This is a genomic window from Silvanigrella sp. (genome assembly GCF_044369315.1).
Taxonomy (GTDB): Bacteria; Bdellovibrionota_B; Oligoflexia; order Silvanigrellales; family Silvanigrellaceae; genus Silvanigrella.
Window position 1 is genome coordinate 1 of record NZ_JBIPMD010000038.1, and the last position, 20,197, is coordinate 20,197.

Genomic DNA, 20,197 nt, shown 5'->3' on the forward strand with positions numbered 1-20,197 from the left:
GGTTCACGTGAGGGAGGTTTGTTTATGAGTGAAGTGCGTCCTGTGGGATTGTTTGACTTAGATTCCACAAATTATGGAACACAGCAAGGTAACAATGCTTTAGAAGGGCGTAGCGTTCATGCCAATACTGTGCCTTCTGAATCAGACAATCGAATTTCTGAAGAAGAAATGCTAAGGCACTATCCAACTAGAGATGAAAAAGTATATAAATTACTTGAAGTCGCTAGAACGATTGCGCCAACTAAAGTTCCAATCTTAATAACTGGAGAAAGTGGAACTGGTAAAGAAACATTCGCAAAAGCAATCCATATTGCTGGCGGGCGTGAGCGCGGTAGATTTATAGTTGCAAATAGCTCCAATATCCCGACTAATTTTTTTGAAATGGATTTATTTACAACTCAAAGATCTTCCCATGATTATAATCAGGGAGCTTTAAACAGACCATTAGAAACTTGTTCCTTAATGCTTGATGAAGTAACAGAATTAGATGCTTCCATGCAACTAAAGCTTTTAAGAATATTAAAGGAACAAGATATTAATAAAGGAGCTATTCGGAGAGGAACAGCTGCTGATGCTCGCATTATTGCTTGTAGCCATAAAAATATTCAAGATGAAGTCAATGCTCAAAGATTTCGCAATGATCTTTTCTTTAAATTGCATGTGATTCATTTAGAAATCCCATCTTTACGCCAAAGACTTGTGGATATTGATTTTTATTCAGAAATATTTCTACGTGAGTTCAATATTCAGTTTTCGAAAAATGTTCAATTATCGCCAACGGCAAAACAAGCTCTTAGAACTTACACTTGGCCAGGAAATACACGTGAATTGAGAAATGTCATTCAACGTTCTGTGTTACTTTCTACAAGAGATTATATTGGTGTAGAAGAACTACATTTAATGAGAGCTAATAGCAGAACCGAAGTTGCTATGGGTGATCCACTACCTCAAGTTACGTTAATGGAATTAGAGCAACGTTTAATTCTTCAAACTTTAAGAAGAATGAATGGAAATAGAACTCATACTGCGAAAGCGCTTGGCATTTCACTTCGTGCGTTACGTTATAAGTTAAATGAACTTGTTGAATGTGGATATGAAGTTGAAGGGAAAAATGTATGAGCTCTGTAGTTGGGAACCAAATATTTGGAAAACACGATGCTGTACTTGAAGAAAGTTTAAATCAAAGACTGAAAAGACAGAATGTAAATGTTGCAAATATTTCAAATTCACTTACCCCAGGCTATCGGGCTTTAGGTTTTGAATTTGAAAAACAACTTCAAGCAGCAATTGGTTCTGACAAAGATCTTATTATGAAAGTAAGCGATTCTAGGCATATTAAAGCGCCAGGAATGGGTGCAGACGGTGTTTTAAAACCCGATCTTTTTGTGAAACCAACAGAAAGTATTGGAAATGATGGAAACACAGTAGATGTTGATCAAGAAATGACTGAAGTTGCCGGAAATCAAATTATTTATAAGGCTACAATTGAAACCTTAAATAGAAAATTAGGAATGTTACGTTACGCAATCAACGGCGGAAGGTAATTTTCTTTTTTAATATTATTTTGAGGAGAAGGAAATCTTATGAGTTTTTTAGAAGGATTAAAAATAAGCGCCTCTGGATTATCTGCTGAACGTATTCGCATGAACGTAATTTCATCAAATTTAGCAAATGCAAATACATCTAGAACAGAAGAAGGTGGGCCTTATAAAAGAAAAGATGTTTTATTTACCGCTAGAAATTCGGGTTTAAGCTTTGATAATTTAATGCGTTTGGCTTTTGATCCTAATTTAAAAGAAGTCAAGGTTGACGGAATTACAGAAGATAGAAGAGCTCCAAGGCTTGTTTATAACCCTAATCATCCCGATGCAAATGAAAATGGTTATGTTGCGATGCCAAATATTTCAGTAATGGAAGAAATGGTAAATATGATTACAAGTAATCGTTCATTTGAAAGCGATACTCAAGCAATAAATGCGACAAAGTCAATGGCTATGACTGCTATTGGTATAGGTAGATAGTTTTTTTATTAAGGTAAATTATAAATGACAAAAGCAATTTCTGCAGCAGATTTAGATTATTTAAAATTAAAAAATAATTTATTAAACTCTGTTCCACAAAGTGGAGGAGGAACTCCTCCAAATCCTGCAGGTAAAACAGAATTTCAAGATCTTCTTGAAAAAGGAATTAAAGAAGTAAACACAGGTGCAAGAGAAGCGGAAAAAGCAAGCATGGACTTAGCTTCTGGAAGACAAAGTAATATTCATGAAACTATGCTTGCAGTAACAAAAGCAGAGTTAGGCTTTAATATGATGGTTCAAATGAGAAATAAAGTGATAGAGGCATATCAAGAAGTAATGAGAATGCAAGTCTAAATTTTAGAAATAAAATTCTTAGTATATTTGTATTCATAAGGGTTTATTAAAAATGTTAGAGAAAATAAAACAATTTTCATCGCAATTTTTAATTCAAAGCAAAGCATTTTATGCTGGACTTACAAAAGGTCGAAAGATTGCGATTGGAATTGGATTATTAACCATATTTTTTGTTCTTTCTGTTTTTATATTTTGGAAACCTACAGTTAGATATGATCCCGCTTATACCAATCTTTCAGCTGAAGATAAAACAGCAATATTAGCTCATTTAAAAAAATCAGGATTTAAAGATTATAAAATGGAAGGTGATACTATTTCATTTCCAGATGATAAAATTATGGAAATAAAAATGTCACTTGCTCAAGAAGGATTGCCTAATACAGGCATAGGTGTTGGTTGGGAAAAATTTGATGATAGAACTTTTGGTATGTCTGATTTTGAGCAAAGAGTGAATAAATTAAGAGCTCTTCAAGGAGAGCTATCAAGAACGATTGGAAAGTTAGATCCTGTTGCCAATAGTAGAGTGCATATTGTGATTCCTGAAAATGCAATATTTGCGGATGATAAAAAATCTCCAACAGCAAGTATTTATTTAAAACTAAAATCGGGTAAATCTTTAAGTCAAAGACAAATTCAAGGGATAATTCATTTAACAGCTCGGGCTGTGGAAGGATTGGATCCCAAAGCGGTAGCTATCATTGATCAAGACGGAAATATGTTAACTCAGCCAGATGAGCAAGATGGTGGAATAGATAAGGTTACATCAGCACAACGTGAATACCAAAGAAAAGTAGAAAGAGAATTAGAGCAAAAAATTAGAGATATCTTAGCAAGAGCTGTTGGCCATGATAAGGTAGTTTCTAAAGTAGATGCTTTAATTGAATTTAAAAAGGTAGAAACAACAATATCCGATGTTGATCCAGAAAGAACCGCGGTAATTGCTTCGCAACGTAACGAGCAGTCATCTCAAGGTAACGGATTAAACCCTACTGGAGTCCCTGGGGCCAAAAGTAACTTACCTGGAGAAAGAGAAGATATTGGTATAGCTGGTGGATTAACGAATAGTACAAAATCTAGTACTGAGAATTTAAATTTTGAAGTAAAAAAAACACTGAGTAAAATTGTAGAACCAATAGGGAATATAACCAAATTGAGCGCATCTATTTTAGTGGACGGAAAGCTTGTTGACGGAAAATATGTCGCAAGAACTCCAGAAGAAATGGCTATGGTAACAAAATTAGTAAAAAATGCGATTGGTTTTAAAGAAGGCAGAGATACGATAACTGTTGAGTCCACTCAGTTTGAGCTTGATGAATTTGCACTAGCAGAAAAAGCTTCATTATCAGCGCGTCAAACTACTTTAATTCAAACTGCAATATTAGGTTTAGTAGCGATTGCAGCCATGTTTTTTATCTACTACGCTTTGGTTCGGCCTTATTTCAGATGGCTTACTTATGATCCTGAAAAACGCTCAAAAGAGCAATTGGCTCTTGTGGATTATAAGCTTGAAAGAACAAGTGCGGGTGCAAGAAGAGTGAAATTAAAAGAAGACGTACCATTTGATAAATTGTCTCCAAAAGAGCAAATTTTGTATTTGGCTAAAAATGATCCTCAAAAAACAACAGAAGCAATACGTCAGCTACTCAATCCAAATCATTAGAAATTATTATACTAGTATAAAAATTATGCTAACATATGTATCACAAAAACAGACGATATTCCTTGATATGTATTTATAACTAGTATATATAAAGAAACAGATACCTATATGCATTTTAAATGTTTTGTGCATTTATTGTATTTTAATAAATTATTTTTTAAATAAACAATTTTCATAATACTTATTAAATAATATATTTTTTCTCTTTTGATATATATAACTTTGATTAGAAAATATTTAAATATAAAAAAATTTTTGACAAAAAATCTAAAATAAACAATTAGGTATTTAAAATATTGCTATATTGCATTAATTTTGTGCGAAATATATGAAAGTTTTTGAAAAATACCATTTGATTTTTCCGAAATAATTTATTACTATAAATTAACATGAATTTAATCAAATTGTAAAAATTAACATGTGTTTTTTTATAAAAAAACTAACTTATATTATATTATTAAAGGATAAGTTTGTTATTAAATAAAGAGAGCTCCTCTTTTAAAAGAGGAGCTCTCTTTATTTTACTTTATAATATAAAGATTTGATCTATATAAATATTCAATTCAAAAAAGAAAAAATTTGCCTCTAAAATTTGTTACATAAAATGAACATATTATATAAATTGTTTATTTCACAAAAAAACATATATTTTTCAATATTTTTAATAATTTAAAAAAATAGTTATTTAATTGATAGGTTCTTATTCTGCGGTTAATAAACTTGGCCTAGATTTTGCTTACCAGAAAATAGTGAGTTGATTGTTAAATCAATCATTCTAGACGTCATTTTAGATTTACAGGAAAAGGAATATATAATGTCAAAAGGCACACAACAAAAGCTTTCAACATATAAACCACCACGTGTACAAATCACCTATGATCTGCAAGCGAATGGTTCTGTTAAAGAGCAAGATATTCCATTTGTAATTGGAGTTATGGCAAATTTTTCTGGTCATCTTCATACGAAAACCAAAAAAATCAAAAATGAAAAGTTTTTAGAAATAAGTAAAGAAAACTTTAGCTCTGTTGTTCAATCTGTAGCTCCTAAATTAAAGCTAAAAGTAGAGAATAAACTCAAGAATGATGGTTCTTTTTCTCAGATTGAATTGGATATTACTTCAATTGAAGACTTCAATCCTGGAAAAATAGCTAATAAAGTAGATTCTCTTAGAGTGCTTTTAGAAACAAGAAAAAAATTAATTGAATTGCAAACGAATGTAGATTGTAATGAAAAATTAGAAGAAACATTATTACAATTTATGAAAACTCCTGAAGCACTGAAACAAATTGCAAGTTCTGCTGGTACAGAAAATATAGCAAAAGAAGCAGAATAATCATTTTAAAATTATGAGGAAGACATCATGAGTTCAACAGAATTTGCAACAGAAACAAAATCATTTTTCGATCTAGAAAACCTTGATTATCCTATTTTAGATCAAGCATTAGCGAAATCTGAATTAAATAAAAATGATCAACAAATCAATAATGTAAAAGATATGTTGACCGTTTTTGCTACAGAAGTTGTTAATGAAAAAATGGAATTTAAAAAAACCATTACACATATGATTAGCCAAAGAATTGCTGATATAGATGAAGCTCTTACGCTTCAAATAAACGAAATTATTCATAATTATGAATTCCAAAAGCTTGAAGCTACTTGGAAAGGTTTACATAATTTAGTTAAATTTTCAGAACCAGATGATAAACTTAAAGTTCGTATTTTAGATGTTACGAAAGAAGATATTTTATCTGATGCGGACTCTGCTCCACAATTTGATGAGTCAGGTTTATTTAAACTTGTTTATGAAAACGAATACGGAACATTTGGTGGAACGCCATACGGGCTATTATTAGGCGATTTCACTTTTGGAAAAGGCATTGAAGACATCGAGTGCTTAAAGGCAATTTCTAGTGTTGCTGCAGCTGCTCATGCTCCTTTTATCGATGCTGCTAGTCATGAATTATTTAATATTAACTCTTTCGATGACTTAGATAAACCAAAACAATTGAGTAAATTATTTAATACTGCTGAATTTGCTTCATGGGGACATTTCAGAGCTTTAGAAGATTCCAAATATGTTTCTTTAACTCTACCAAGAGTAATTATGCGTGAACCATACGGTGGAAAAAATGGAATTCCTGTTAAAGAATTTCATTTTGAAGAAGTACTTGATGGCACTGAACATGATAAATATTTATGGGGAAATCCTTCTTTCTCATTAGCGCAAAGAATGGTTGAGTCCTATAGACAATACGGATGGTTTTCAAACATTCGTGGTTCAGAAAACGGTGGTACTGTAAAACAACTTCCTATTCATACCTTTACGGATAATGAAGGTAACAGTACTTTTAAAATGCCAGTCGAAACAGTAATTACAGATCGTCGTGAAAAAGAGCTACATGATCTTGGATTTCTATCTCTTGTTTATAAAAGAGGAACAGATTCTGCTACATTTTTTGGATCAAAAACAATTCATAAATTGACAGAGTATGACAATGATCTTGCAAATGCAAATGCAGAACTTTCTATCCAGTTACCTTATGTTATGGCTGTTTCTCGATTTGCTCATTATTTAAAAGTGATTATGAGAGATAAAATCGGTTCATTTACATCACAAGGAGAAATAAATGAGTACTTAAATAATTGGATCTCAAGATATGTTATTTTGGATGACAATGCTAGTATCTATTCAAAAAGTTGTTTTCCTCTAAGGGAAGCAAGAGTTGATGTTGTTCCGGTTCCTGGAAAAGTTGGGGCTTATAAAGCAATAATGTATTTAAGACCACATTTTTATCTTAACGAGCTAACAGTATCGTTGAGACTAGTAACTGAACTACCTGAGTAATATAAATATTTAATTATTAAAAGGAAAATGTAACATGCAAGATACAAATGACAAAGTATTATTAACTTTACCAGCTGATATGAAAATTGAAGGATCTTATCCTAAAAATAAAGAAATTATTTGTGAGCAAATTAGTTTCCCTATTTTATCTGAAAGAGAAACTGATAAATATTCTTTAAACTTTTTACCAAGTATTACTATTGTTGATAAAAAGGCAATTCCTTTATTTCAAAAATACCAAACAGATCTTTTAGATATTGTTACTTTAAAACTAACAAGTATAAACGAACAAAAAGGTGTTGGCGACAAAGATGGTAAGCCAATGAAAAAATCTGAGTTAACTTTTTTCAACGTTAGAATGAAAATAGAAACTCTTACATCAGAAAAAGTTGAACTTGTTTTTAATTCCATTTCCGGAAACGGAAAACAAGGTGGCGTAAGACAAATTCTTTTCAGTCTTGCTGGAGATAAAAATAACCAATCTATCAGTGACATTCATGCTGATCTTGCTACTAGCCAAAAAATGGTAGATAACGTTCCAGCTGAATGGAAATATGATGGAGCTCCAAGCGTAAAAATTTAAGTTGAATAAGCAAGGCATATTATTGCTAAATAGCCATAATATGCATTTGTTTTTTAGCTGTTAAGTCTTCATATTCAGGAATATAAAAATGAAAAGTATCGAAAGATTATTTTATAATTATAATGAAAAAGATGAAGACTCTTTTTTTTTCACTAATTAGAAATATTTGCAATATTTTAAATACAAGAAGTTCTCTTTCTTGTTCTGACTTTCAAGAATGTTCTAAATTATCTGCTATTCATTTTGGCTTACCAAGCATCACGCACCTCTCTATGGAATCAAAAATTGAAAGACAGCTTTTGTGTAATCTTGTTGAAAAATCAATAAATGCATTTGAGCATAGGCTAAATTTTATTAATGTTGACTTTACTCATTACGATTCTTTAAAGAAAGAAGCAAAGCTTTCACTGAAGGCAGAATATAATGAAGATGATATTATTTTGAATTTGATTCTTAAAATATCAATTTGGGAGTTTATAGTATATGAGTAAAACAAGTAATCAAGATTTTTTGGGAATTTATATTAATATACTTGAAGAGTTAAGGGAGAATGGAAAAATATTTTCTCAGCAAAATCCTGAGTTAGCTCCCTATTTAGATTTATCATATAGAAAAAGCAATGACCCTGAAACTGAAAGATTAATAGAATCTTTTGCTTATATGTTTGCACAAGTTGAGCATAAATCTCTAATGGCACAAAATGATTACTCTATTAACTTTATACAAAACATTTTTCCCGAATTAATATCTCCTCTTCCCGCTCTGACAATATTAAAATTAATTCCAGAAAAAAACTCATTTAATAAAGAGAAAAATAGTATAACTATCCCCAAAAATACTTTATTTACAGCGTTGAATCAAAATAATATTCAATGTAAGTTTTCTTCTATACATGAAATGATAATTTCTTGTATATCCATTAATAAATCTCATTATATAGATTCAAATAATAGTAGTCAAAATATTTATTCAAATCGAAGAGCTTTTGTTCTAAATCTTGAAACAATTCAGCCATTAGAATTGCAATCTAATAATTCAATAGACATGCCTGTTTATGTTGATTCTGATTTTTATTCTACAATTTCTATATATGATGCAATATTTTCATCTGATAAACCAATTTATATTACTGTTGATGATGAAGAGACGCCCATTGTTTTATCAAGAAGTAATATAACATTTAAATTTAACTTTGATAGTTTATATAATAGCGATAATATTATTTATCCATTATTTGATTTTATCAACTGTTATCAAAAATATTTCTTTTTTAATATTAACTTAAAATTTAATAAAAATATTAAAAATAAAATTCGAATTGTTATTCCAATTTTAGAAAAATTTGACAATTTATCTAAAATTGGAAATGATTTTTTACAATCTAATTGTATTCCAGTATCGAATTATTTTGAATCTAAAATGATTCCCATTAAAGCAAATAAAGATAAAGATGAATATTTGCTAAGAGTTGAAGGTGAAAATGAGGCAGATATTTTAAATATACTTTCAATTAAAGCATATGATTCTGAATCTGGAGAATCTTATCTATTACCTGAATATCATAATCAAAATAAGACGACAAAATCAAACAAAACAAAAGAAATATATAGCGACTTTTGCTGGGCTTCTAGAAGAAACTTTACAAATACTGTTAAGGAAAGCGGATGTTTTTATGTAAAGATCTTTTTTAATAATCAAAATGTAAATTTTGATAATGTTATATGGCCAGATTATTTGTTCCCGATAGGATACTGTACAAATGGGATTGAAGCGAACTATATTAAACCTTATACTGAATTTAATTGCAGAAATAATAATATATTATTAAATAAAGTTTACTCTTTATTTGTTCCAAAATATTCTAATAGACCATTAAAACACTTTGGCAATATTGAGATTTTAAAACTACTTTATAGAGTCAACCAAGAAATTGTTTCCAAAAAAATTATTAATGATTCCGAATTTGAAAAAATGTTGGAATATATTACCACTAAAGGCAATCCTGTTAGAGCTCTAATCAGACAAATTCTTCATAACTCAAATGGTTTTAAAGCAGAAGAAAGTGTGAATAAAAGTATTTGGAAAAATCAAGTTTATTTTATCCCAGAAATTTCTTATAAATTGAATTTTAGCAAAAAAGATGGGATTCCAAGAGGCACCTTATTTTTTATAAACTTTTTAAATTCTTATTTTAATTATATAAGAGATTTTAATCTATCAATCAGTTTTAAAGTGGAATTAATATGAAATTAAACAGTTTTTTTTCAAAATATCTTTCAATTACGGATAATGAGCGCATTTATAAGATAATGCGTGATATTATATCATATAATAATATTGAAATAGATGAAAAAATGTTTTTTTCTTCGACCGCATTTTATAATTTTAATATTGATAATAAAATTATAATAAAAGAAAGATTCCCTTTAAAAATATTTATCCCTGATTTTATTTTAGAAAATTTTTCTTTACATACAAAAGATCAAAAGAAAGTTATTATTAGTTTTTTAAAGATATTTATTAAAGAACTTATTTTTTTAAATCACTTTTTTGAAGTAAATAAAAATATCTTGAATTATTTGTTTAATTTTAAAAATTATAATGAAAACGATTTTTTAAATAGCCAAAAAAACTTAAATTTATTTTTTCAGAATTTTTTTAAAAGAAAACCTAAAATTATTGAAAATATTCCTAAATTAATTTCCAATAATAAACAATTTGTTTTAGGTAAAAACACGATTAGTAGTAAAATATTATGTAATGATTATTCTTTAGGAAACGACTTTTACTCATTTGTCAATAGAATTAAAGTAATTATTGAACTTGATTCGAGTGAAATTGTAAATTTTAAAGTTTTTCTCAAAATAATTGGGATAACTGGAGTGCAAATTATTTTTTCTAAAAATAAATTGAAAAATAACATCTATAAATATTCATTTATTTTTGAAAAGAATAAATGTTTAGGTGTATATGCTATTCCTAAAACAAATGATTTTTTATCTGATGGAGACTTTTATGCTTAGAAACGATGACTTTAAAATATTGCAGTTCAATAATTCAGAAGATTTATTGGCGCCTATCTCTTCTGAAAATCCTTGTGGAATTTATTCAAAAAGAAATCAACTTATTATTAATTTAAAAGATTCTAGAAATTCTTTGGCCTCTGCAGAAATAGAGGATGAGTTGTGGTCAAAAAAGGAAAAAGAAAAATTAGGCTGGGATGATATCTCTAAATTATGTGAAGATATCATTATAAATAATATAAAAGACCTTCAGGTTTTTTCTTATTATGCTGAATCTAAATTTCATACCGAAGGTTTTCCTGGTTTAGCAAAATCAATGAGTTTAATTCTTTTGTTATGTCAAAAGTATTGGCAAGAAGTGAACCCACCTATAATAGAAGACGATTATTCTTTAAGGGTAGCGCCTTTTTTATGGTTAAAGCTAAATTTACCGATTATTATTAAAAATTATTCACTAAATTCTTCAAATGATTCTCAAAACTCTTTGTCTTGGTATTGGCTTGAAACTCAATCTTCTAAGGGCACTGAATTTGCTGCCAAAGCAAAAAACAAACTATCTTTAGAATTAGATTCTTTAAGTTCTCATTCTATAAGTGAAATTTATGGTTCTCTTCAGTCTATTATACTAGTGCTTAAGCAACTTGAAGAAGAATTTATATTAGAATTAGCAGAAATAACAGACGAAGATTTATCTTTCTATGATTTAATTTCACTTTGTGAGAATATTGTTTCTGTTTTTGAAAGTAAATATAATAAAGAAATAGAGAATGGTATAAATAATACAAATAGAGAAGATCCTTCACTTCACTTAAATTTAGAGAGTGAAAAGTCTAGTAATATAGTCTTGAATTTTGAGGTGAATCAAATCAATTCCGTAGAGCAGGCCTATAAAGTAATCGAAGCGGCAAATAAATTTCTACTTATCAATGATCCACATTCTCCTTCTCCTTATTTAATAAGGCGTGGTCTTGATTGGCGTAAAAAATCTTTATTTGAAGTTTTAATGGAATTATTTTCTACAACTTCAAATCCTCAAGAAATTTTTACATTATTAGGTCTTTCACACCTTGATAATAAAAATGAATGAAATTTAAGATAGGAATTTATCTATGTTTGCTAATTTTGAAAATACGAATTTGACTAAACCATTTACGATAAGTAATGGAATGATTCTTCTTGAAATAATGAATCAAAAAAAGAAAAAATTTGACGATTTATTTACTATTTTAGGGCCAAGAAGTCTAATTTTAGAAATTATAAATGGAAAAAGAAAACTAACAATAAATCAAATTAAAAAACTTTCTGAGTATTTTGAAATGAGTTCTGATATTTTCTTAATTGATGAGAATCAGCCTAATTCCGCTTCTTCTCATTTTGAAAACCAAGAATTAGAACAAAACCCATTTTCAAATCCGGAAGATCAAAATAGGGATAATTTGGAGTCATCAGATAGCGATAATGAAAATTCAAATTCCCACTTAGAGAACTCTTTTGAACAAAATGATTCGTCTCATTATCCTATGAAGCCTTTTTGGGAAGACTAAAAAAATATTTTATAAAAGCTAAAAAAAGATAGAGAGATTTTTTATATCTTTCTATCTTTTTATTTTGTACTAAAAATGAAATTATAAAACTGAAATTTATGAATTGGCTTTAAACTTATTTATATCAATTGATGAAGAGCTTTTTAATGATATTTTATCTGAACTTTTAATTTCAACTCCTAATTTGTTGCTTTCTAATTTACCACCTTCAGATTTAATATTTAAGTTTTCAGAGCTTTCCAATGAAGCATTTTTATTCGTAATATCAAGTTTTTCTTTGGTATTAATCGTTGAGTTTTTGTTTTGGATATCTAATAAACCTTTGTTATTTAAATTAAGTCTCACAAAAGTTTCTTTATCATCTATAGAGTTCACATAAATTAAAAGATTTTCTTTTGTAATAATCCCTCTTTTGGTCTCATCAAGGTCAACAGGATGTTTATTTTTTGAATTATAAAATGAACCAACAATAATAGGCTGGTCAATATCATTGTCGTTGTATTTAATATCTACTTCGTCACCAGGCAGAGGGATAAATAAAGCACCATGGTCTTTACTGGCATAAATTTCACGGAGTCTAGCCCAAACAAAGTTTTTAGAGTCTTTTTCGTTTATATCATGCCAGAAGTATTGAATTCCAATATAAATGACCCCGTCTTTTTTATCAATTTGTAGGTCTTTTATTTCTTTTCCAAAAACGATTGCAGTCGTATTATGTGCAGAAGCGTTTAAAATGATATTTTTGTAATGAGTTACATATGCGCCTTCAAAATGAGCGTCTTCGCTTTTTACAAAAGGGTACATTTTTAATTTAGCATTATATTCTTCTTCATATGTATCTTTTTTAGAAGAATTTGGATTTGTTGTCGTGTTTGAAATGTTATTTTTTCTTGAATACTCATAATCAACTTCGTAAACAATAAAGTTTGTTTCTAGATCAATCGGTAAATTATCTTTTAGGTGTTGATTTAATTCATTATCAAAATTGATACAGTCGCCTAAAGTATAAAACATGTTATTTCTATTTAAAACTAATGAAGTAGATTCATTATTTTTTCTATTTAATTCATTAATAGAATAGTATTCTGATAGTTTTAGACTTTCAAAATTTTTTTGATAATTAGGATGATTTGTCCAGGAAACTTTATTTTTATTTGCTTCTTTTGATGGATATGTATTTGAGTTAGGATTGTCAAAACTTCTACTGTCAAAAAATTCTGTTTGAATATTGTCAAATCTACTTCTGCTAAAATATGAGAGATCTAAAAATTCACCTACGGTATTTGATCTAGTCAATTGCAAGTTAATAGGTTTACTTGTTGAGCTCTTAAAATAATTTTCAACATTATTTGTAATTACTAATGAAACGCTTTTAGCTTCTTGAACATGGGTGAATGTTAAATAATCTTCATTTAAAAGTCGGCAAATGAAATCAAAATCTGTTTCACCATTTTGAATTGTATTTTTTCTTTTTAAAAGTTTATCTTCGTCTACTAGCTTAAATATGGGATCAATTTTAAATATTTCACTAAACGTAGAATATTTTTTGTATATTTCTGTAATAATTTCTTCGGAAGTTTTGTCATTCCAGGTTTGATATTGATTGCCATAAGTTGCATAAAAAAGTGGAGGTACAAGAATAAATTCAAAGCTAAATCTATCTTTATTTGCTTCATTTACTGAAAAATTAATATTTTCAACAATTCCGGAAAGTGTTTTTTCTCCAGCTACAAATTTATTTTCATAGTTATATTTATATGAAATACAAAACTGGATTGTTTCTTTTGATAATTCTTTTAAAGCTTTGCTATTAATTTTATTTTTAGCGATATCAACTGAAACAAAAAGGTGTATTTTATATAACTTAGAAAATCCTTCACTTATTTTGAATGAAGTGATTTTTAAGTCTTTTAGCAACTTAAAAGTGTTATTTGTGAACTTAACATCTTGTATAATGCATTCTTTATTAGCCATAATTAAGCCTTTATAAAAATATCATACCTTTTATTCAAAGTTGTCACTTACATTGCTAACTTTTGCGCCTTTTTTCTCAATATAAGGGGCTAAAGTAGGAAAATTAGGCACATTAATCCTAACTCCTTTTGCATTCTTTAAATACAAGGTGATGAAGAACTTAACTTGTTTATCATTATTAATTGGTAATTCAAACTTTAACGTATTTTTCAAGCAATAATTAATGTTTGAACAATCCGCATAGTCATTAATAAATTTTAATAAAGACCAGCGATTTCTCACATTAAAATATATCGTATTATTCGTAATAAAGATATTTTTATCTTCGGAAATTTTATCTAATGAATATTTAGAGGTTTGCGCTAATGTTACCGAAAATTGCATAGGATCTGAATATGTCCAGAGAAATTTCCCTTTTGATATATTGCCTTGATCCGACCCAATTATTTCATTACCAGATTGTAATGACCAGTTAATAATTTGATTTCCTAAGATTTCTCTGTCTGTATTTGTCCTAAAATCAATATCCACATTCCATTTTGCTGGCATCAAATTGCCATCTTTGTCGGATTGAATTTGAAAGAAGTTTTGTGCATTGGTTAAGCTCTGAATAAAGTTCTGAATTTCAGGTCTACCACGATATAAAGCGCTGTATTGTTTTAAAATAGGTAGGTCTTGTTTTTGAAACTGACTAAAATCAGTGAATAAAGAATTTAAGTCATCAATAGAGGCACTATCCATGGATTTTGAGTTGCTTTGGAATGGAAACTTATTCGCAATCGCGGAATTAAACTGAGACGCAATTTTATCATAATTTGAATAGGCTTGCTTTATTAATAAGGTTTGGCATCTTTTAGCGAGTGGTGAATAAATACTTCTTAGTTTATTAGAAAAATAGTCACTATTTCCAATAACAGGAGGTTGTGCAATAAATTTAGCACAGCTTTCTGTTCTTAGATTTGTCATTGTTGTTGTCAAAAAAGAGGAAAATGAGCCAAAAGTATTTGCTTTTGGGGTTGGGGATAGGGAATCTTGTAAGTTGATTAAATACTCAATAGATCTATCGTTATTAGCAAAAGTGTCTTTAAAAAATGTTGCTCTCGAAATAAGAATAGGAGAGATATTTTTATTAAAAAATTGTTCTAAAGAAGCTCTCTGGTTTGATATATACAATTTAAGATCTTCATCAGTGCCAACTCCAAAAGCATTATAAGCAGCCGAGGAATCTCCATTCCAAGTCATAAAATCCGGATTTATAGGCGAAAAGAAAGACATGCTATTTATTAAACTTGAATATTTTTTAGCTTGTCTATCAATTTGCTGGCTAATAATAGAAACAAGGCTTGTATTTATTTCAGTATTATTACTTCCTATTAAAAGGTCTGAAATCGATTTTAAGATAGGGGCAGAAAGCTGCAAGTTTTGAATATTAGGATCTAATTGTGGATTTGTTGGATTTGGCAATTGATCATTTATATTAAATATTCTAATGGAATTTGATAAATTTTTATTCCAAAAGGAATAACTTTCTTTTTTAGTTACTTTATTAAAAAAGATTGCTAAAGGTTCAGGAATAACAGTCTGATTAACAGAATTAAATGCAGCTGAAAAATTATTTCCTTGTTGCAGAATAGGCTGTAAATTGTCGATTTGCCATAATGCATTTGTTGGCAAGTTTTGAGCAATTGACTTTAAATCAGAATATATTGTTTTGTTATCTGCATTATTTTGAGTGCTATTTGTATTTGGATTTACAATAGAGTTCATTTTTGTTAGCGCCATTGCAATTTGTGCTAGCAATGGGTTCATAACAATACTTTTTGTATCATTTATAATGATGGGAAATGAAGCTCCAATTGGTAAAAGTGAACTTAAATTAGATTTAAAGTCTTCAAATTTTTGGTTTCCTACAATAATCGTTTTATTAGAAAACTCTTTTCCTAAAATTAGATTTTTTTCAACTTTATTCAAAAATAAGCCAAAATTTTCACCGAAAAAACTATTCGTGTTTTTTAAGCTTTCTTGATTTTTAACAAGAGCATCATTTAATTGATTTAAATTGTCTATAAAGCCTTGAACGAATTTGGGATCTGATAATTTATCTTGATCATTCAAGGAGTCTCTAATAAGCTGTAAGTTATCGTTTACTTTCTTAGCTGCAATCATAATCTCATGATGTGAAGTGTAATAATCAAAATATATCTGTAATGAGTTTTTTAATATATCTTTGGTCTGTTGCTCAAAATCTATATAATTAGGATTCACTAAAGAAATGATATTTCTATTATCTAAAACAGAAAAAACATTTCTTTCTGCCAAAGTTTTTCCACAGTCTAGTCCATAAAGAAAGTAAGCCATTTGAGTTAAAGCTTCTGTGTCTTTTTGAGGATTTTTAGAATAAATTAGACTATAAATACTATTTATTTGCGTATTATCTTTAACAAAAAGTCCTAGGTTTTTAATTATTTCATCAGCTGATTCATTAGTTAAATTCCATGACTTATTCTTTATTAAATGTTCTGATACTTTATCATTAAAGTTTTGAATCAATATTTTTGATACAAAATTTCCAAGTTTTTCATTATATAGTGAACTATATTTTTTTTCAATTTCTGAATTCCAAGATGGATATAATAAAGAATAATAAAAATTTGTTGCAGCTAGTTTATTTGAATTATTTATTAATGAACATATTTTGTTTTGCATTAAATCATTATTATTCGCTGACTTGTCTAATTTATTATATCCATTAATGAAATTAGTTAATTCAGAAAAACTACTTAAAAATATGCTTCTTTTTTGTTGTAAAAATGAAGTTGAACTAAATAAAGCATAGGACACAAAAGTTATATTCAATAGAGTAAAAGCAGCTAAAATATATCTATTTAAAATTTTATTTCTAATAAATTCTTTTGACGCATGTGAACCATTAATTAAATTTTTTGATATATAATTAAACAAATTAAATAAATGAGAATCTTTATCTTCAAATTCATCTCTTTTATAAAAACTACTTATATTTATGATATAATGAGAATAGGTAAATTCTTTTTCTTTTAGAGAAAATCCTTTATAAAAATAATCTACATAGTTTTTTGAGAACGAAATAAGACTTGATTTTAAACTAAAGAAAAAACGTATGATATCACCTTGTGAATTACCTTCGAAATTTAATAAAAAATGTTGGCAATTTAGTTCATAAGAGGCAATACAGCTTTCTATTGCTTTTTTAATTTCCTTGTTGAGTTCCTCAGTATTTTCATGAGTTCTATGAGACAATCCAAATACATTGCTGGAATCACTTTCGTCTTTTATCAATGGGTATAAATGTAAAGGTGGGACATTATTTGTTATAGAAGTGTCTATAAAAAATAAAGGAATTTTTGCTTTTAGTTTATTACATATTTCTTTATAAAGTTTTGATAATATAAATGCTTCTTCAGATAACTCTTTATAATTAATATTTTTTTTAGTAAATGAGAGCTGGTTTGGAAAAAATATAACACCATCTAAAATACTATTCTTTCTTAGTTTTAATATTTTCCTTAATGTTAATTTAAGGCGGATTAAATTTATTTCTTTTGATTCTTTAAGTAAAAAATCATTAAAAAATAGATAGTTTATAGAGTTGATATTTATAATTTCAAATGATTTTTTTGATTCTTCAAAGTATTTATATATATCACTTGATTCTATTTGTTCGCTTAATTCTTGCAAGTATTCATTTGAATTATTGGATAGTATGATGAATAAGTTTTTCTGTTTTAATCTTTTTTTGTTTTCGTAAAACCAGAATCTATCAAATAAAAATGTTTTAATTTTTTCATTTGAAAAAAATCTTGAAATATCTGGATTCCATAAATTAAATAAATAGTAAAAAGACACTATGAATAAAACTAATGCTAAAAATATATAAATCAACGTGAGTGACATAATTAACCTACTTTAAGTTACCTTTTACATGATACCTTTGGATAAAATATTATTATTAATTAACCAGATATAAATTGAAGCCGCTAGGAAGATTGTAAATAGAAAAAGGTTAGTAAGGAGTAGGGAGTACATGATTTTTTTATGGTTTATTTCAAATTCAATATTTGAAGATTCATAAGAAATACTTGGTAATGTTCCAGTGAGCTCGGGTTCTGATTCAAAGTTTGTTTCGTTATAAAATTGATATAAATTTGTTTTTATTTGTTCTACTTTATCGATATCATGATTTGAATGATATTTTCCTTTAAATCCAGAGCATAAACATAGATAAAAACACATTGCAAGTTCTCTATATTTATAATCTCTATCTATAAGGATTCGATCGCAATAGTCGTAAAACAAATCACCAGAAGAGCTAGAAGAAAATATTCTATTCTCAAGGGTTAAGTTTTTCCAAATTTCTTTTCCAGGCCAAGTTGAAGTAATAAGCATTTCATCAATAAGCGAAACAAGAGCAAAATGAAGTAATTTTAAAACATCTGTTCCATAATATTTTTTATTCTTTTTTAATGAATCAATTTTTCGTAATATAAATTCTTCAATTTCTTTTGAAATATTACTCACATCATTTTCATTTAGAGTTACAATTTCATTTGTACTCTCTGGATCATCGTTTTTTATTAAATTACTCACATCATTCAACTTATTAAAGAAAAAATGAATAACTTCTTGGCTAATAAGAATTATATTTTCATTAATAGGTGTTTCAGTTTGTTTCGCTAAATTCATTATGCTTTCCTAGAATAAATAATTACTTCTTCAGGTAAATAATGAATACTATCATTTACGCTTGAAGAAATAACGATATTTATTTTGTCCTTTTTAATATTTTCAAGTTTGACATAAACTAAATATATATTTTTCTTTGGTATTAAATTTTCATACTTTTCAATTATTGTTCTAAGTAATCCAAGTGATCTTCTTTCAATTATCATTGATAAATTTTCTTCTTCGCAAATAATTGAGGATTTTATCCAATTTATAAAGTTTTCTTCAGAAACAGAGTAACTTTTTTTAAGACCAATTAAAATATGCGTATTATTATCTAATGTATTTTCTTTTGTGAGAATTGTAGACTGAAATTTTTTGTCAATTTTTGAAATTTTAGTGAGGTTAAATCTAGTTGGAATTTCTCTTTCTAAATATTCAATAATATAATCATGAATAGTTTCGAAAGTTTCTAATAAATTAAAGTGGTTATAAGGTACTAAAGATTTAGGGTTTTCATCTATATCATTAGATGAAATCTGTGCATATACATCATAAAGTTCTAGGTAAAGTTGAAAAGGATGCAACTGGCTAGAGTGTATACTTGCTTCGAGTCTTGGTAAACAAGCTTTCATTGTTTTAAGAGCTTGTCTTCTATTAAAAAATGTTCCTTTATACTCTTCATTATCAAATTTATATATGTCTGCAATAATATCTTGTATTTTATAACGCAGCAATAAGCAAACGGAATTACATATTTTCCAAATACGGGATTCTTGTATAATTGAAGTTGTCGGAGGGCAGAATATTTTTGTTTTATAAAAACTATTTTCTAAATAAATTTTTGCAATAGGGATTGCAATAAAATTAGAGTTTATTTCATGCTCTAGCATAAAACTTACATTAGGTTTTATTTTAGGGATATAAATTTCATCTTCACCTGTATTTTCGTCAATAGCATAACTATCAGTATTAACAGATTTAAATCTTGAATTTGCAGAATTTAAAATATAATTATTCGTTTTGTTTTTAGGAACACAAATTACTAAAGTTACAGGTTTTTTGGATAAGATATCTTTGTGTTTAGTTAGGTCAAACTCCAGTGTTTCTTTATCTTTACTTGAATTAAAATAATATTCTAGACCGTCTTGAAAAGTGCACTCTAATTCTTCAACTTTTAAAAGTCCATTTGTGAAAGTATTTTCATCAAATGTAAATGTTTTTACTCCAAATGGATATGGAATATTTTGAAAAAATTGATATTTATATATATTTTCAGAACGCTTAAAAGCTTGTTGAAAATGTTGTGGAGATAAAAGCATTCCATCGTGCCACATGATTTGTTCAGGAATGTTTTTCAAACTTTTGGTAGGTAGAGACATGACTTTTATTTCCTTTCAAATAAAGTAATTCATTGCCATGAAACCCCTGCAGAACCGGACTTGTAGTTTTCCCACATCCGGCTTCCAGAGATGATATTCATTGCGTAGGT

The 20,197-nt window shown here is 28.0% G+C and carries 17 protein-coding genes; 13 read left to right on the forward strand and 4 right to left on the reverse strand.

Annotation, left to right across the window (positions count from 1 at the left end):
- The 13 genes from ACIQ56_RS05240 to ACIQ56_RS05300 form a co-directional block, all read left to right on the forward strand.
- The coding region (locus tag ACIQ56_RS05240) for a sigma 54-interacting transcriptional regulator (RefSeq protein ID WP_397600021.1) at positions 1–1,119 on the forward strand (1,119 nt) is incomplete at its 5' end.
- Positions 1,116–1,544 carry a flagellar basal body rod protein FlgB gene (gene flgB / locus ACIQ56_RS05245; RefSeq protein ID WP_397600022.1) on the forward strand — a complete coding sequence of 143 codons (429 nt, stop codon included), beginning with the start codon at positions 1,116–1,118 and terminating at the stop codon, positions 1,542–1,544. The genes ACIQ56_RS05240 and flgB, both read left to right, overlap by 4 nt.
- A gap of 39 nt (positions 1,545–1,583) precedes the next feature.
- The gene (gene flgC / locus ACIQ56_RS05250; protein ID WP_153418888.1) at positions 1,584–2,021 is read left to right on the forward strand and encodes a flagellar basal body rod protein FlgC; all 438 of its coding nucleotides are present in this window, start codon (positions 1,584–1,586) and stop codon (positions 2,019–2,021) included.
- Positions 2,022–2,045: 24 nt separating this feature from the next.
- Positions 2,046–2,375, forward strand: coding sequence for a flagellar hook-basal body complex protein FliE (gene fliE / locus ACIQ56_RS05255; protein WP_397600023.1), 330 nt, complete (start codon positions 2,046–2,048; stop codon positions 2,373–2,375).
- A gap of 52 nt (positions 2,376–2,427) precedes the next feature.
- On the forward strand, positions 2,428–4,035 hold the full coding sequence (fliF, locus tag ACIQ56_RS05260; protein ID WP_397600024.1) for a flagellar basal-body MS-ring/collar protein FliF: 1,608 nt from the start codon (positions 2,428–2,430) through the stop codon (positions 4,033–4,035).
- An 814-nt stretch (positions 4,036–4,849) separates the two neighbouring features.
- The gene (tssB, locus tag ACIQ56_RS05265; protein ID WP_397600025.1) at positions 4,850–5,368 is read left to right on the forward strand and encodes a type VI secretion system contractile sheath small subunit; all 519 of its coding nucleotides are present in this window, start codon (positions 4,850–4,852) and stop codon (positions 5,366–5,368) included.
- A gap of 27 nt (positions 5,369–5,395) precedes the next feature.
- Positions 5,396–6,880 (forward strand): type VI secretion system contractile sheath large subunit, encoded by a 1,485-nt coding sequence (tssC, locus tag ACIQ56_RS05270; protein ID WP_397600026.1) that lies wholly within the window; start codon positions 5,396–5,398, stop codon positions 6,878–6,880.
- A 34-nt stretch (positions 6,881–6,914) separates the two neighbouring features.
- Complete coding sequence (locus ACIQ56_RS05275) at positions 6,915–7,463, forward strand: hypothetical protein (protein WP_153418883.1); 549 nt, start codon at positions 6,915–6,917, stop codon at positions 7,461–7,463.
- Positions 7,464–7,594: 131 nt separating this feature from the next.
- Positions 7,595–7,954 carry a GPW/gp25 family protein gene (locus ACIQ56_RS05280; protein WP_397600027.1) on the forward strand — a complete coding sequence of 120 codons (360 nt, stop codon included), beginning with the start codon at positions 7,595–7,597 and terminating at the stop codon, positions 7,952–7,954.
- Positions 7,947–9,710, forward strand: coding sequence for a type VI secretion system baseplate subunit TssF (locus ACIQ56_RS05285; protein ID WP_397600028.1), 1,764 nt, complete (start codon positions 7,947–7,949; stop codon positions 9,708–9,710). Before ACIQ56_RS05280 ends, ACIQ56_RS05285 begins: the two co-directional genes overlap by 8 nt.
- Complete coding sequence (locus ACIQ56_RS05290; protein ID WP_397600029.1) at positions 9,707–10,486, forward strand: hypothetical protein; 780 nt, start codon at positions 9,707–9,709, stop codon at positions 10,484–10,486. The genes ACIQ56_RS05285 and ACIQ56_RS05290 overlap by 4 nt, the downstream gene beginning before the upstream one ends.
- Entirely contained in the window at positions 10,479–11,573 is a 1,095-nt protein-coding gene (locus ACIQ56_RS05295) for an ImpA family type VI secretion system protein (RefSeq protein WP_397600030.1), read from the forward strand. The genes ACIQ56_RS05290 and ACIQ56_RS05295 overlap by 8 nt, the downstream gene beginning before the upstream one ends.
- A gap of 22 nt (positions 11,574–11,595) precedes the next feature.
- Positions 11,596–12,030, forward strand: coding sequence for a hypothetical protein (locus ACIQ56_RS05300; RefSeq protein WP_397600031.1), 435 nt, complete (start codon positions 11,596–11,598; stop codon positions 12,028–12,030).
- Positions 12,031–12,126: 96 nt separating this feature from the next.
- Here the strand turns inward: ACIQ56_RS05300 and ACIQ56_RS05305 are convergent, their stop codons facing one another.
- The 4 genes from ACIQ56_RS05305 to tssK are packed head-to-tail and all read right to left on the reverse strand — an operon-like array spanning position 12,127 to position 20,087.
- Entirely contained in the window at positions 12,127–14,004 is a 1,878-nt protein-coding gene (locus ACIQ56_RS05305) for a contractile injection system protein, VgrG/Pvc8 family (RefSeq protein WP_397600032.1), read from the reverse strand.
- Between the two features lie 30 nt (positions 14,005–14,034).
- The gene (locus ACIQ56_RS05310; protein WP_397600033.1) at positions 14,035–17,937 is read right to left on the reverse strand and encodes a hypothetical protein; all 3,903 of its coding nucleotides are present in this window, start codon (positions 17,935–17,937) and stop codon (positions 14,035–14,037) included.
- 24 nt (positions 17,938–17,961) lie between these two features.
- The gene (icmH, locus tag ACIQ56_RS05315) at positions 17,962–18,726 is read right to left on the reverse strand and encodes a type IVB secretion system protein IcmH/DotU (RefSeq protein ID WP_397600034.1); all 765 of its coding nucleotides are present in this window, start codon (positions 18,724–18,726) and stop codon (positions 17,962–17,964) included.
- On the reverse strand, positions 18,726–20,087 hold the full coding sequence (gene tssK / locus ACIQ56_RS05320; protein ID WP_397600035.1) for a type VI secretion system baseplate subunit TssK: 1,362 nt from the start codon (positions 20,085–20,087) through the stop codon (positions 18,726–18,728). Before tssK ends, icmH begins: the two co-directional genes overlap by 1 nt.
- Positions 20,088–20,197 lie beyond the last annotated feature (110 nt).

Bases quoted from the DNA above. Each gene is read 5' to 3' on its own strand.
- tssK (WP_397600035.1), bottom strand. From the start codon at position 20,087: ATGTCTCTACCTACCAAAAGTTTGAAAAACATTCCTGAACAAATCATG.
- fliF (WP_397600024.1), top strand. From the start codon at position 2,428: ATGTTAGAGAAAATAAAACAATTTTCATCGCAATTTTTAATTCAAAGC.
- ACIQ56_RS05285 (WP_397600028.1), top strand. From the start codon at position 7,947: ATGAGTAAAACAAGTAATCAAGATTTTTTGGGAATTTATATTAATATA.
- ACIQ56_RS05300 (WP_397600031.1), top strand. From the start codon at position 11,596: ATGTTTGCTAATTTTGAAAATACGAATTTGACTAAACCATTTACGATA.
- ACIQ56_RS05280 (WP_397600027.1), top strand. From the start codon at position 7,595: ATGAAGACTCTTTTTTTTTCACTAATTAGAAATATTTGCAATATTTTA.
- icmH (WP_397600034.1), bottom strand. From the start codon at position 18,726: ATGAATTTAGCGAAACAAACTGAAACACCTATTAATGAAAATATAATT.
- ACIQ56_RS05310 (WP_397600033.1), bottom strand. From the start codon at position 17,937: ATGTCACTCACGTTGATTTATATATTTTTAGCATTAGTTTTATTCATA.
- fliE (WP_397600023.1), top strand. From the start codon at position 2,046: ATGACAAAAGCAATTTCTGCAGCAGATTTAGATTATTTAAAATTAAAA.
- ACIQ56_RS05295 (WP_397600030.1), top strand. From the start codon at position 10,479: ATGCTTAGAAACGATGACTTTAAAATATTGCAGTTCAATAATTCAGAA.
- ACIQ56_RS05290 (WP_397600029.1), top strand. From the start codon at position 9,707: ATGAAATTAAACAGTTTTTTTTCAAAATATCTTTCAATTACGGATAAT.
- tssC (WP_397600026.1), top strand. From the start codon at position 5,396: ATGAGTTCAACAGAATTTGCAACAGAAACAAAATCATTTTTCGATCTA.
- flgB (WP_397600022.1), top strand. From the start codon at position 1,116: ATGAGCTCTGTAGTTGGGAACCAAATATTTGGAAAACACGATGCTGTA.
- ACIQ56_RS05305 (WP_397600032.1), bottom strand. From the start codon at position 14,004: ATGGCTAATAAAGAATGCATTATACAAGATGTTAAGTTCACAAATAAC.
- flgC (WP_153418888.1), top strand. From the start codon at position 1,584: ATGAGTTTTTTAGAAGGATTAAAAATAAGCGCCTCTGGATTATCTGCT.
- tssB (WP_397600025.1), top strand. From the start codon at position 4,850: ATGTCAAAAGGCACACAACAAAAGCTTTCAACATATAAACCACCACGT.
- ACIQ56_RS05275 (WP_153418883.1), top strand. From the start codon at position 6,915: ATGCAAGATACAAATGACAAAGTATTATTAACTTTACCAGCTGATATG.